Here is a 12575-nt window from a genome sequence, read left to right as displayed (position 1 = left end):
GGACGAGAAAGGGGTTCCATCCGCCAAGATCAACAAGGTCCTGGAGGGCCGGCCGCATATCGTTGACGCGATCAAGAACGGCGAGGTCCAGCTGGTCTTCAATACCACCGAGGGGGCCCAAGCCCTGGCGGATTCGCGGTCGCTGCGGACGGCTGCCCTCTTGCATAAAGTGCCGTACTACACCACTCTTTCCGGGGCCGTCGCGGCGGCGCGAGGAATAAAAGCCTTCCTTGAGGGGGATCTCGAGGTCCGCGCGCTGCAAAGCTATTTCGGTGACCGGAACTGAAACGGTTCCGGAGTGTTGGTGACGGTTGTTTTTTGACAGGGGTCCGATCGCGTGCCGTGCGCCAAGACGTCGGCCCGTGATCGGCACTTTTGTCTCTATCTGCCCCGCACGGGTTTTCCGGCAGGGGCCGGAGGTTGAACGACGATGGACAAGATTCCGATGACCGCAGCAGGTTACGCGGCTCTGGAGAACGAGCTCAAGCACTGCCAGCAGGTCGAGCGCCCGCGAATCATTCAGCAGATCACCGAGGCGCGCGGCCATGGCGATCTTTCGGAGAACGCGGAATATCACGCCGCCAAGGAAGCGCAGTCGCACAACGAGGGCCGGATCGCCGAGCTGGAAGACAAGCTCGCCCGCGCCGAGGTGATCGACGTGTCCAAACTCTCCGGCGACACCGTCAAATTCGGCGCGACGGTCACGCTGATCGACGAGGATACCGAGAAAAAGCAGGTCTGGCAGATCGTCGGCGAACCCGAAGCCGACGCCAAGGAAGGCCGCATCTCGATCTCCTCGCCGCTCGCCCGCGCGCTGCTCGGCAAGAAGAAGGGCGCGAGCGTGGAAGTGGTCACGCCCGGCGGTGCCAAGGCCTATGAGGTCGTCAAGGTGGAGTGGCGCTGAGCCGCACGCCCGCCGTTACGGAACTGCGCGATCGCCGGGCCAGCGCCCGGCGATTCCTTTTGATCGGACACGGACGCCATGGCCTTGCGTTCAGCCGCTTATAGCGTTTTCGAGCGAAGTGTGCACCGGTTCGCGTGAAGAAAACGCGCCAACGCAGCAACCTAGAGTCTTTTCGCGATTCGAAGAAAAGCGAAAAGACTCTAGCGGATCATCGTATCCGGCACGATCAGCGCGATCTGCGGGAACATCACCAGCAGCACCAGCGCGAAGGCCATCGCCAGCCAGAACGGCATGATGCCGGCAAAGACCTGCGTCAGCGGCACGTCGGGCACGAGCCCCTTCACGACGAACACATTGATGCCGACGGGCGGCGAAATCAGCCCCATCTCCAGCACGATCACCATGACCACGCCGAACCAGATCAGGTCGTAGCCCAGCGCCTTGATGATCGGGATCACGATCGGCAGCGTCAGAACCAGGATCGAGAAGCCTTCCAGGAACATGCCGAGGACGATGTAGAACACCATCACGATGCCGAGAATCACAAGCGACGGCAGATTGAACGAGATCAGCCAGTCGGCGATCTTCTGCGGCAGGCCGGAGAGCGCCAGGAACGGTCCGAACACCAGAGCACCGATCAGCACCAGGAAGACGAAGGCGGTGATCTTGACGGTCTCGAGCAGCACAAAGGACAGATTGTCCTTGCCGAGCGTCCGCTTGAACAATGCGTAGGCGAGCGCGAGGAAGGCGCCGACCGCGGCGGCCTCGCTGGGGGTGAACATGCCGGCATAGATGCCACCGATGGTGACGGCGACAATGGTGAACATCGGGCTCGCCTGATAGAGCGTGCGCGCCCGTTCGGCGCCCGTCGCCACCGGTCCTGGCGGCCCGAGTTCCGGCCGCAGCTTCGTCCAGATCGAAATGGTGATGACGAACAGGACCGTGAGCAGCAACCCCGGAAGGAAGCCGGCCAGGAGCAGCTTGCCGATCGATTCCTCGGTCAGGATCGCGTAGATGATGAAAGCGGTGCTCGGCGGGATCAGGATTCCAAGTGTGCCACCCGCAGCGACCGTGCCGGTCGCAAGCCGCGGATCGTAGTTGTAGCGCTTCATCTCCGGCAGGCAGACCCGGCCCATCGTCACCGCTGAGGCAACGCTCGACCCCGACAGCGCTGCAAAGCCCGCGCAGGCGAGGATCGTCGCCGACGACAGGCCGCCGCGCCAGTGGCCGACCCAGGCATAGGCGGCGCTGAACAGGTCGCGGCCCATGCCGGAGACCGCAGCGGCATTGCCGAGCAGCACGAAAAGCGGGATCACCGCGAGTTCGTAAACCGCCGAATAGCTGTACGGATAAGTGCCCAGCATGGCGAGCGCGGGCTGGATACCGTTCAGCATGGCAAAGCCGATCGATCCGACCAGCAGCATGGCGATGCCGATCGGCATGCGCAACGCCAGCAGGATCAGCATCACGACGATGCCGCTGAGCCCGATCATTTCGGACGACATCAGGCCTTATCCCCGGAAGATTTCGGACGCAGCGCCTGGATGCCCTGAATGACGAGGACGATCGCCAGCATCGCCGAACCGAAGGCGACGGTAAAACGGAAGGGGTAATGGGGCCAGCGCAGCATGTTGCTGAACTGGCCCATGGTCGCGAGCGTCTCCATCGTGGCCCGCACCGCGATCAGCCCGAACAGGGCCGCGCCGACAAAGGCAAATAGTGCCGGCAGGAAGCGCAAGGACGGACGGTCGAGCCACTTCTCGAACACGTCGACAGCAATGTGGCCGCCGGTCCAGCCGGTATAGGCCATCGCCAGGAACACGATCACCGCCATGCAGAATTCGGTGAATTCGAACACGCTGCGCAACGGCGCGTTGAACACATAGCGCAGGAAGACGTCGGTGACGGTGAAGAACATCAGAACGAGGAGGACAACGCCGGCCGCAAGCGCGAGCACGCGCAGGAAGCGGTCAAAGAGATCGAGCATCGCTATCCCTCAACCGCTCCCTGCGCCCTTCCCCGCGCGGACGTGCCCGTCCACGAAACCTCAGCTCGTGAGGTTATAGGCTTTGAGAAAAGCGGAGCCGGGCAGACCCTTCTTGTCGGCCTCGGCCGCCGTATTCTTGATCACCGGCTGGAACACATCCATCCATTTCTTGAACTCGTCGGCCGGAAGCACATAGACCTCGCGCTGCTTCTTGGCCTGATCGAGCGCCTCGGTGTTCTTCTTGTCGTAGCTGCGCGCGCCGCCGAGGCTCATCTCAAGCCCGGTGGTGTCGTCGATGACCTTCTTCAGATCCGGCGGCAAGCCTTCGTATCGCTTGCGGTTCATCGTCACCATGAACGGCGAGCGGCCGAGCGGCGCGCCGGTGGTGAGGTGCTTGACGACTTCGAGCAGCTTGAAGTCGAGCATCGCCGATAGCGGGATCATGGTGGCGTCGATCACGCCGCGCTCGAGCGAATTGTAGATCTGGGTCACGGGCATGCTGACCGGGATCGCGCCGAGCGCCTCGAGCTGCGCCGATTGCGCCGCGGACGGGGTTCGGATGCGCATGCCTTTCATATCGGCGAGCGTGCGGATCGGCTTTTCGCGGCTCATCAGGCCGGCATTGTCCGAATTCCACAGCATCAGCACCTTGGCGGCTTCCAGCTCCTTCTCAAAGAACTTCATGTTCGCCCAGAGCTTGCGGGTGCCGTCTTCCGCGCTCTCGGCGGTGCCCGGCAATTCGGTCATCGACAGCATCGGGAAATCACCCGAGGTGTAGCCGGGCAGCGTGAACACGATGTCGGCGATGCCGGTCGCCATCTGGCGATACAATTCCGGCGGCTTGCCGCCAAGCTGCATTGACGGGAACAGGCGCACCGTCATCTTGCCGCCGCTCTTGGCCTCGACCTCTTTGGCCCAAGGCGTGATCGGATTGACCCAGATCGAATGGGTCGGCGGCACGAAGCTCGCGAGCTTCAGTTCTTCGGCGGCAAACGCGCGCACCATCGGCAAAGCGGATGCGGCGGCCGCAGCGGCCGTGGTTTTCAGAAACGTCCGGCGATTGGAACGCATTGGTCAGTCCTCCCTGGATCGCGTGACGAGACGCAAGGCCGGTTTGCTCCGGCTTTTGTTTGCGCTGGCCACGCAACCGGCGCGGCCATCTCGAAATCGCCTGCATGTTAAAGGCGCAGCCGGTTCCGTCAATTGTAACGGACCGGAATTCGCCGGTCCGGGGGCATTCGGCCGCAGTGTTAATGTTAAGCCGCCGATCGTCCGGCGGCCCATCCTCGCCCATTCACGGCAGGGCATCCATCGGCACCGTCGGCGCGTCTTTGGAGACCCGCAGCACCAGCGAGGTTTTGACATTGCGCACATGCGGCGCGCCGGTGAGCTCCGCGACGAAGGTCTGAAAGGTCGTCAGGTCGGGGGCGACGCATTTGAGGATGAAGTCGACTTCGCCCGACAGCATCCAGCATTCCCGCACCAAAGGCTGCCGGCGCACAAAGGCCTCGAAGGCCGCCAGATCGGGCTCGGCCTGGCTCGACAGATGAACCAGGGCGAACATCATCACCTCATAGCCGAGCCGCTTTTCGTCCAGTAACGCCCGATAGCCGCGGATATAGCCTGCTTCCTCCAGGGCGCGGACCCGGCGCAGGCACGGCGGCGGCGAAATGCCGACCCGGCGGGCGAGCTCCACATTGGTCATGCGGCCGTCGTCCTGAAGGGCGGCAAGAATTTTCCAGTCGATCGCGTCCAGTCGCGCGAGCATGCGGGCAATGCCTTCGGAGGGGTCGGTTCGCGCGGACCTATAGCCCGGTTCGCCGCTGTCACGAAATAAAATTGCGTAAAAGGATGCCATTCGGCACTTTCCCCGCCGATTTTGGGCCGGCCGGGTTGCGTTGCTTGCATGGCTCGATCAAATGCCTACATTGCACCCGCGAAGTGCCCCTTTTTCGATCCCGGCGGCAGCCCCGTCCGGTTCGCACGGTTGCTCCAAATGTCCCAGATACTCCATGCCAAGGTCGTCATTATCGGTTCTGGGCCAGCCGGCTATACGGCGGCGATCTACGCGGCCCGCGCCATGCTGGAGCCGGTCCTGATCCAGGGCTACCAGCCAGGCGGCCAGCTCACGATCACGACCGATGTGGAGAATTATCCGGGCTTCGCCGACGTCATCCAAGGCCCCTGGCTGATGGACCAGATGCAGAAGCAGGCCGAGCATGTCGGCACCCGCATCGTCACCGATCACGTCAACGACCTCGATACCTCCGCCCGCCCATTCCGCCTGACCTGCGATTCCGGCGATGTCTATTTCGCCGACACGGTGATCCTGGCGACCGGCGCGCAGGCCCGCTGGCTCGGGCTGCCCTTCGAGGAAAAGTTCAAGGGCTACGGCGTCTCCGCCTGCGCCACCTGCGACGGCTTTTTCTATCGCGGCAAGGAAGTGATGGTGATCGGCGGCGGCAATACCGCGGTCGAGGAGGCTTTGTTCCTCACCAATTTCGCCAGCAAGGTGACGCTGGTGCATCGCCGCGACTCCTTGCGCGCCGAGCGCATCCTGCAGGACCGGTTGTTCAAGCATCCGAAGATCGAGGTGGTGTGGGATAGCGTGGTCGACGATGTCTCAGGCTCGACCGATCCGCACAAGGTAACCGGCGCCATTCTGCGCAATCTGAAGACCGGCGCTGTCAGCGAGCGCAAGGTCGACGGCGTGTTCGTCGCCATCGGCCATTCGCCATCGACCGAACTGGTGCAAGGCAAGGTCGAGATGAAGCCGAACGGCTATGTCAAGACTGAGCCCTTCTCCACCGCGACCTCGGTCCCCGGGCTGTTCGCGGCGGGCGACGTTACCGACGATATTTACCGGCAGGCCGTGACCGCCGCCGGCATGGGCTGTATGGCCGCCCTGGAAGCCGAACGATTCCTTGCCGCGCATGAAGGCCTGCGCGCGGCCGCAGAATAGGCGGTGCCGTCGTGCTGCAGCAACGATCACGCTTCTCCATGAGTTCCATGGACTGGGACAAGCTGAAGGTCTTCCATGCCGCGGCCGAGGCCGGGAGTTTTACCCATGCCGGCGAACAACTCGGCCTGTCGCAATCGGCCGTGTCGCGGCAGGTCAGCGCGCTGGAACAGGCGCTCAACGTGTCGCTGTTTCATCGCCATGCCCGCGGCCTGATCCTGACCGAACAGGGCGAATTGCTCTATCGCACCGCGCATGAAGTCTTCATGAAGCTGGAATCGGCGCGCGCCAAGCTGACCGACAGCCGCGAACGGCCGAATGGCGATCTCAAGGTGACGACCACCGTCGGCCTCGGCACCCACTGGCTGACGCCCAAGATCGGCGAGTTCATCGACCTTTACCCCGATATCCGCATTTCGCTGATCACCACCGACGAAGAACTCGACCTCGCCATGCGCGAGGCCGATGTCGCGATCCGGTTGCGCATCCCGACCCAGCCCGACCTGATCCAGCGCAAGCTGTTCTCGGTGCATTTTCACCTGTACGCCTCGCCGGAATATCTCAAGCGTTTCGGCACGCCGACCAAGGTCGAGGATCTGGACAGCCACCGGCTCCTGCTGCTCGGCGGCGGCAATATCCCGACCTTCCTTCAGAACCGGAACTGGCCACTCGAAGTCGGCCGCGAGGGCAAGGCGCCCCGGACACCGATTCTGGTCGTCAACAATATCCTCGCGCTGTTGCGGGCCTGCCAGCAGGGCATCGGCATCGCGCTCCTACCGGACTACCTTGTCGAGGAAAATGGCGCGCTGGTGCAGTTGCTTGCCGAGTCGGACGACATCACACTCGACGCCTATTTTGTTTATCCGGAAGAATTGAAATCGGTCGCCCGCGTGCAGGTGTTCCGCGACTTCCTGGTATCGAAAGCACAGCGCTGGACGTTCTAGATTCTTGCTAAGTCCTTGAATTTTTTCGCGCGGGCCGCGGACTGCCGCGAATTGCGGCCTTCGCATGGCTGCTCGTCGTGCGATCCATGCATGGCTGACCACCGTGCAGAAGCGTTGTCGAAGCGCCGGCACGCTCTCATAATTTTAACATGCTGGATGCGAGCGGTTTTCGAATCCTCCCAGATCGCAACGCCCGTAGACAGCGATTCCCCTCTGGAAGGTGATTGCCGGCATTCCCGCGCCGGCATGAACTCAAACCGGGCCGCTCCCCTCGCGGCCCGGTTTTTTTCTTGATCGGGACGTAGCAGCTGGCTTTGGGGTTGCCGCCAGCCGCCTGGCGGCAACGGCTGCTGCTTCGATGTAACGGCGATCACCGTGGATCAGCGTCAGCGCCATCGCACCCTCCAGCAACAGCATGTTGTCGCGGGCGCATCCGGCCGGATCGGCGACACACGCCTGCGCGAGGCGTTCGGCGAGCCAGCGTTCGTTCGTCGTTTTGACGCTGCGCGCAAGCGCACGCGCCGGATGGCCTGGAAGATCGGCAAGCTCGACCACAAGACGGGTGAATCCCGAACCCGTCCAGCGCGGCGTCGTCTTCGCCCATCCCGCGAGCTGGCCGAAGAAGGACTCGATCAGCCCATCGCGATCCGGCGGTAAGCGATCGCCGATATGCTTCAGCCGTCCTGCGGCCAGCGCATTGTGATGCGCCATCACGGCAGCAAGGAGATCGTCCTTGCTGCGGAAATAGGAATAGAGCGTGTGCTTGGTGACGCCGGCCCGTGCGGCGATGACATCGAGCGAGGTGCGGGTGAAGCCTGCCCGCCAGAAGCATTCATAGGCCGCATCGACAATGCGTTGCCGCGTGGACCAGGTCTTCCTGCGCATATCCGCGCTCCCGATAAGTATACCGGGCAGTGAGTTTACATAAGGCCGCGCCATTGACACGCTGAACGTCGTCCATCGCGGGATCACGGACATGGAAACGGGCGCCCTCACCCTTCGCAGCGTGACCGCACGCGCCGTCGTGCTGAAACTCAAACGGCCGATCGTGGCGCGGATCATGACGATCCCGGACTGGCCGCTGATCCTGATCGATCTTCATACCGACCAAGGCGTCACCGGACGAAGCTATATCGGCCCATACCAAGCGACATCCATCAACTATCTGCTGCCGCTCATCCGCGACTTCGGCAGCCTGTTCAAGGGCCAGCCAGTCGCTCCGGCCGATCTTTACGCGAGAGCGCGAAAATCGCTGCATCTGATGGGCTATTCCGGCATGTCGATGATCGCGGTATCGGCGCTCGACATGGCGGCCTGGGACGCACGCGCGAAGGCGGCGGGCGTTCCGCTCTGCGTGCTGCTCGGCGGCAGCATCGGGCCTGTGCACGCATATAACAGCAACGGGCTCTGGCTCGCCGAACCCGCTGCTGTCGGCGCGGAAGCCTCGGCATTGCGCGACGAAGGCGGGTTTGGCGCGCTGAAGCTCCGGCTCGGACGCGCGCAGCTGCGCGACGACATCGCCGCGATCGAAGCCGTCCGCAACGCCGTCGGCGGCGACATCGGCCTGATGGCCGATTTCAATCAGGGCCTCGACATGGCCGAAGCGCTGGCGCGCTGCCACGCCATCGACAATCTTGGACTGGCCTGGATCGAGGAGCCGATCCTGTACGAGAATTTCTCCGGCTGCGCGACGCTCGCAGCGCAACTGAAGACACCGATCCAGATCGGCGAGAACTTCTATGGCCCGCGGGATCTTGCCGACGCGCTTGCAGCAAAAGCCTGCGATTTCGTGATGCCCGACCTGATGCGGATCGGCGGCGTCACCGGCTGGCTTCATGCGGCGGCGATTGCGGGGGCCGCCGGCATTCCGGTCTCGACGCATCTCTATCCGGAATTTTCAGCGCATATGATGCGCGTCACACCGACCGCACATTGGCTGGAATGGCAGGACTGGGCCGACCCGGTCCTGCAGCGACCCTATGCGGTGAAGGACGGGATGACTCAGATACCCGATGTTCCGGGCGCCGGTATTGCGTGGGACGAGGCTGCGGTGAAGCGGCACGCGTTTGAGGCGTAGCGGCTGCGGCTTTTAGACGTGCGCGCAATCGCATGCGGTCTCTTGCAAGTTGCATCGTCTGCCCCTGTAATTGCCGGGTATCGCAAAGGGGTCGACGCCATGCGCAAAACACTGCTCGCTGCTTTGTTCGTCTCGCTCACAGCTGGTGCGGCGCTCGCACAGGATCGCAAAGTCATCTCGACGCCCAATGCGCCCGAAGCCATCGGGCCGTACTCGCAGGCGATCCGCGCCGGCAACACCATTTACCTTGCCGGCCAGATCGCTATCGATCCGAAAACCAAGGAGTTGAAGAAGGGCACGATCGAGGAAGAGACAAAATTGGTTCTTGAGAATCTGAAAGCAGTTCTGGCCGCGGAAGGCCTTGGCATGGAGCACATCGTCTCAACAACCGTATTCCTCAAAGACCTCAACGAATTCGGCAAGATGAACGCCGTCTATGCCACCTTCTTCCCCAAAAATCCGCCGGCGCGGGCGACCGTCGAAGTGGCGCGGCTGCCGCGCGACGTGAAGGTCGAAATTGCCGCAATCGCGGTCGCGCCTTGATCGAATATCGCGCAGGGGTGGACGGGGCGAACCCTCGTCCACCCTGAACCGCAAGCATTCCAGGCTCAGCCAAGCAGCGGAAATATCGGCACCGGCCAGGCCAGTTGCAGCACGCGCTCGAACAGCACATACGCCACGATCGCCGCGCCGACGGTGACGGCTGCCGTCAGCACCGGCCGCTCGCCATAGACCAGCATATAGACGGCAAAAAAGACCGGGATTGCGGCCATCACGCCAACGAGGAACGACAGCGCACCGAGGATCGCGAGCATCAGGATATAGAGACAACCTTTACGCAGGATGTCGCGCACGCTCATCTCGCCAAAATCGGTTTCAAGATCGAAATGGCGCTCGGCATCGCCGTCGGCCGGCGCATGGCTGACCACCGCACCGGTCAGTCTTGGCTTGTACCAGTCGGCGGCGAGCGCCACGCCCGCAGTTATGACGCCGAGCGCCGAGACAATCTGCGGCATGATGCGCGCTTCATAGGGCCAGCCCGACGCAACGAAGAAGGCGACTGCGCAGGCCAACAGCACCAGCAGCGAGAAGACAGGGCCGACGGAGAAATCGAAAGCAAAGGAGGATTGCGGCTGACCTTGCCGGCGGCGGCGCGATTTCAGCACATGGTTCACCGCCACCGCCACCAGGAACACCACGGTAAGCGCCAGCAGCACCGCAACGACCGGGCGCGTGGTCCAGCCCCAGCCGTGAATGTTCATGGAGATGAAGAAATATTTCTCCACCAGAGGCGCCAGGATGAATGCGAGAAACATCGGCGCGCGGGGCCAGCGGGCACGTTTCATGATCCATCCGAGCGCACCGACCAGCAATAGGAACAGCGCGTCCTCCCATTGCCGTGAGGACTGCAAGGCGCCGGCGAAAACCACCACGGAGATCAGCGGAACCAGCGCGGCGGGCCGCACGAAGACGACCAGCGACAACGGACGTGCCAGCCCCAGGGCCAGAATGCCGCCAATGACATTGGCCACCACGATCGCCCAGACCATCATATAGGTCAGATCGAGCTTGCTGGTCAGCATGGCCGGCCCGGGCGCAATGCCGTGCAGCAGGAAGGCGCCGAGCAACAGCGCCATCGGTGCCGAGCCCGGAACGCCGAGCGCGGCCGTCGGCAAAAGCGCACCGCCGACACAGGCATTGTTGGAGGATTCCGAGGCGATTACCCCGCGCACATCGCCCGCGCCGAAATTAGAGGGGCCGCGCGTGGTCATCGTGGTGTAAGAATAAACCAGCCACGGGATCACGGTCGGGCCGATCGCGGGGATGATCGCGAGGAGCGAGCTGACCGTCGAACTGCGCGTGACCGGCCAGATGTTGCGGATGGTGTCGCGAAAGCCCTGGCTTGCGCCCTTCAATTCGTTCTTCTTCTGGCCATGCGCGATGGTTTTGCCGAGGATGGCAAGATCGGCGAGTTCCGGCAGCGCATAGATGCCGAGCGCAATGATAAGGATGTGAAAGCCATCCCACAGATAAATGGCGTTAAAGGTCCAGCGCAGCGTCGCGGTATTGGCGTCCTGGCCGATAAAGGCAAGCAGCACACCGATGATCGCAGCGCCCAGCCCCTTGGCCATCGAGCCGCCGGCGAGCGCACCGACCATGGCCAACCCCAGAATGCAGAAGGCCAGCAGTTCCGCCGACGTCGCCCCCATCAGGAGCGGCATCGAGATCGGAATGATAACGATCAGGATCAGCGCGCCGATGATGCCGCCGAGCACCGAGGCCGTAAAAGCCGCCCCCATGGCGCGGCCGGCTTCGCCCCGCTTTGCCATCGGGTAACCATCGAGCACCGTCACCATCGAGGTCGGCGTACCCGGAACACCGAACAGGATTGCGGGGATGCTGTCCGCAGTCGACATCACCGCCAGCGCGCCGAGAAGGAACACGATGGCTTCATTCGCCGACATACTGAAGGTGAAGGGCAGCAAGAGGGCGATGCCCATCAGGCCGCCGACACCCGGTATCACCGAAAGGATGGTTCCGATCGCGACCCCGATAATCAGGTAGGTGAGGATTTGAGGCTGCAGCAGCAGACTCGCTGCACTCGACATCGCGTTGATGACGCCTGCATCCATGGTCGATTGTCACTCAGCGTGCCGGGACGCAAAAGAAGGCCCGGCGCCACCGGGCCTTCCCTGGATCGGTGATGTGTCGGTCCTTGCGGACGAAGCCCTTACTTCTTTTCGAGCAGGCTTTTGAACCAGGCCTGCACGTCCGGAGAGACCTGCGTGGAATCGGCCACGATCTTTTGCAGCGCGGCGCCGTCGCGATAGTTGATCGGAATGTTGCGCTCCTTGGCCTCCGCGCGCAGTTCAGGATCGTTTAGCGTCGCGCTGAAAACCTTGCGCAGATACTCGACGCGATCCTGCGGCGTTCCAGGAGGCGCGTACAGGCCCAGGCCGATGGCCGCGGACTGCGCGACCGCCTGCACAATGCCGCGCTTCGGATTATCCTTGCTGACGAGGTCCAGAACATTCGGATATTTCTCCAGCCCTTCCACGGGCTCCAGACCGAGCACGGCGAGAACGTTGACCTTGCCGTCCTTTACCAGATGCCACTTGTTGGCAAGAAGATTGGCGACCTCCGCCGTGGTCGACTGGACTTCGCCCTGCTCCATCGCAAGGAAGGTTGGGCCGCCGCCGGAATAGCCCGCAACGCGCCTGAATTTGGTCCCAAGGGCCTCGTTGGTTGCCGACATGAACTGGTCGAATGTGGTGCCGACCGTCATGATGCCATGCGTGATTTCCTTGTCGCTCTTGGCTGCATCCTCGAGCGACTTGATGCCGCTGTCGCCGCGGGCGACGAACACACGCGGATTGTCGACAAGGCGGCCGATCGCCTGAAACTCGGTCGGCTTGTAGCGCACGCTGTCGGGCGCCGAGAATGTCGTGGAGACCAGCGCCGGCACCGGCATACCGATATATGTGCCATCCTTCGGTGCTGCGTTGAACAGATGATTGGCACCCACTGCTCCGCCACCACCGGTGCGATGTTCGAGAACGAGATTGGTCCCTGCCGGCAGATTTTTTTTGGCGTGCTTCATGAAGAGAAGCAGATAAAGATCCATGGTGCCGCCGGCACCCGTTACGCTCATGACGCGGATGGTCTTGTCTTTGTAGAAGTCTTCCGCCTTCTGAGCCAAGCCG

At 62.7% G+C, this 12575-nt stretch carries 13 protein-coding genes; 6 read left to right on the top strand and 7 right to left on the bottom strand.

Features of this window, described 5'->3' with window-relative positions; genetic code table 11:
* Together ACK41X_RS19750 and greA are read left to right on the top strand one after the other, a co-directional pair.
* The coding region (locus ACK41X_RS19750) for a hypothetical protein (protein WP_409726791.1) at positions 1 to 286 on the top strand (286 nt) is incomplete at its 5' end.
* 144 nt (positions 287 to 430) lie between these two features.
* Complete coding sequence (greA, locus tag ACK41X_RS19745; RefSeq protein ID WP_409726789.1) at positions 431 to 904, top strand: transcription elongation factor GreA; 474 nt, start codon at positions 431 to 433, stop codon at positions 902 to 904.
* Between the two features lie 200 nt (positions 905 to 1104).
* Here the strand turns inward: greA and ACK41X_RS19740 are convergent, their stop codons facing one another.
* The 4 genes from ACK41X_RS19740 to ACK41X_RS19725 form a co-directional block, all read right to left on the bottom strand.
* Positions 1105 to 2409 carry a TRAP transporter large permease gene (locus ACK41X_RS19740; protein ID WP_409726787.1) on the bottom strand — a complete coding sequence of 435 codons (1305 nt, stop codon included), beginning with the start codon at positions 2407 to 2409 and terminating at the stop codon, positions 1105 to 1107.
* Positions 2409 to 2891, bottom strand: coding sequence for a TRAP transporter small permease (locus tag ACK41X_RS19735; protein ID WP_409726785.1), 483 nt, complete (start codon positions 2889 to 2891; stop codon positions 2409 to 2411). The genes ACK41X_RS19740 and ACK41X_RS19735 overlap by 1 nt, the downstream gene beginning before the upstream one ends.
* Before the next feature lie 60 nt (positions 2892 to 2951).
* Positions 2952 to 3962, bottom strand: a complete 1011-nt coding sequence (locus tag ACK41X_RS19730) for a TRAP transporter substrate-binding protein (protein ID WP_409726783.1) — start codon at positions 3960 to 3962, stop codon at positions 2952 to 2954.
* Positions 3963 to 4185: 223 nt separating this feature from the next.
* Entirely contained in the window at positions 4186 to 4659 is a 474-nt protein-coding gene (locus ACK41X_RS19725) for an Lrp/AsnC family transcriptional regulator (RefSeq protein WP_409726781.1), read from the bottom strand.
* A 228-nt stretch (positions 4660 to 4887) separates the two neighbouring features.
* Here ACK41X_RS19725 and trxB point away from each other — a divergent pair, with 228 nt between their 5' ends.
* Together trxB and ACK41X_RS19715 are read left to right on the top strand one after the other, a co-directional pair.
* On the top strand, positions 4888 to 5853 hold the full coding sequence (trxB, locus tag ACK41X_RS19720; protein WP_409726779.1) for a thioredoxin-disulfide reductase: 966 nt from the start codon (positions 4888 to 4890) through the stop codon (positions 5851 to 5853).
* A 47-nt stretch (positions 5854 to 5900) separates the two neighbouring features.
* Complete coding sequence (locus tag ACK41X_RS19715) at positions 5901 to 6794, top strand: LysR family transcriptional regulator (protein WP_409726793.1); 894 nt, start codon at positions 5901 to 5903, stop codon at positions 6792 to 6794.
* Between the two features lie 252 nt (positions 6795 to 7046).
* Here ACK41X_RS19715 and ACK41X_RS19710 read toward each other — a convergent pair whose 3' ends face one another.
* Entirely contained in the window at positions 7047 to 7679 is a 633-nt protein-coding gene (locus ACK41X_RS19710; protein WP_409726777.1) for a TetR/AcrR family transcriptional regulator, read from the bottom strand.
* 91 nt (positions 7680 to 7770) lie between these two features.
* Between ACK41X_RS19710 and ACK41X_RS19705 the strand changes: the two genes are divergently transcribed.
* Both ACK41X_RS19705 and ACK41X_RS19700 read left to right on the top strand, forming a co-directional pair.
* Entirely contained in the window at positions 7771 to 8871 is a 1101-nt protein-coding gene (locus ACK41X_RS19705) for an enolase C-terminal domain-like protein (protein WP_409726775.1), read from the top strand.
* Between the two features lie 99 nt (positions 8872 to 8970).
* The gene (locus ACK41X_RS19700; RefSeq protein WP_409726773.1) at positions 8971 to 9414 is read left to right on the top strand and encodes a RidA family protein; all 444 of its coding nucleotides are present in this window, start codon (positions 8971 to 8973) and stop codon (positions 9412 to 9414) included.
* Positions 9415 to 9479: 65 nt separating this feature from the next.
* On the opposite strand, the gene ACK41X_RS19695 is transcribed toward ACK41X_RS19700, so the two are convergent.
* On the bottom strand, positions 9480 to 11504 hold the full coding sequence (locus ACK41X_RS19695) for a tripartite tricarboxylate transporter permease (protein ID WP_409726771.1): 2025 nt from the start codon (positions 11502 to 11504) through the stop codon (positions 9480 to 9482).
* A gap of 98 nt (positions 11505 to 11602) precedes the next feature.
* A partial coding sequence (locus ACK41X_RS19690) for a Bug family tripartite tricarboxylate transporter substrate binding protein (RefSeq protein ID WP_409726769.1) occupies positions 11603 to 12575 on the bottom strand: 973 nt, incomplete at its 5' end.

It is taken from the genome of Pseudorhodoplanes sp. (genome assembly GCF_046289595.1).
Classification (GTDB): domain Bacteria; phylum Pseudomonadota; class Alphaproteobacteria; order Rhizobiales; family Xanthobacteraceae; genus Pseudorhodoplanes.
Note: the sequence above shows the minus strand (reverse complement) of the source record. Positions and strands in the feature narration are given on the sequence as shown.

Excerpts from the sequence above, each read along its gene's own strand:
- greA (WP_409726789.1), top strand. The coding sequence starts at position 431 with ATGGACAAGATTCCGATGACCGCAGCAGGTTACGCGGCTCTGGAGAAC.
- ACK41X_RS19740 (WP_409726787.1), bottom strand. The coding sequence starts at position 2,409 with ATGTCGTCCGAAATGATCGGGCTCAGCGGCATCGTCGTGATGCTGATC.
- ACK41X_RS19735 (WP_409726785.1), bottom strand. The coding sequence starts at position 2,891 with ATGCTCGATCTCTTTGACCGCTTCCTGCGCGTGCTCGCGCTTGCGGCC.
- ACK41X_RS19730 (WP_409726783.1), bottom strand. The coding sequence starts at position 3,962 with ATGCGTTCCAATCGCCGGACGTTTCTGAAAACCACGGCCGCTGCGGCC.
- ACK41X_RS19725 (WP_409726781.1), bottom strand. The coding sequence starts at position 4,659 with ATGCTCGCGCGACTGGACGCGATCGACTGGAAAATTCTTGCCGCCCTT.
- trxB (WP_409726779.1), top strand. The coding sequence starts at position 4,888 with ATGTCCCAGATACTCCATGCCAAGGTCGTCATTATCGGTTCTGGGCCA.
- ACK41X_RS19715 (WP_409726793.1), top strand. The coding sequence starts at position 5,901 with ATGGACTGGGACAAGCTGAAGGTCTTCCATGCCGCGGCCGAGGCCGGG.
- ACK41X_RS19710 (WP_409726777.1), bottom strand. The coding sequence starts at position 7,679 with ATGCGCAGGAAGACCTGGTCCACGCGGCAACGCATTGTCGATGCGGCC.
- ACK41X_RS19705 (WP_409726775.1), top strand. The coding sequence starts at position 7,771 with ATGGAAACGGGCGCCCTCACCCTTCGCAGCGTGACCGCACGCGCCGTC.
- ACK41X_RS19700 (WP_409726773.1), top strand. The coding sequence starts at position 8,971 with ATGCGCAAAACACTGCTCGCTGCTTTGTTCGTCTCGCTCACAGCTGGT.
- ACK41X_RS19695 (WP_409726771.1), bottom strand. The coding sequence starts at position 11,504 with ATGGATGCAGGCGTCATCAACGCGATGTCGAGTGCAGCGAGTCTGCTG.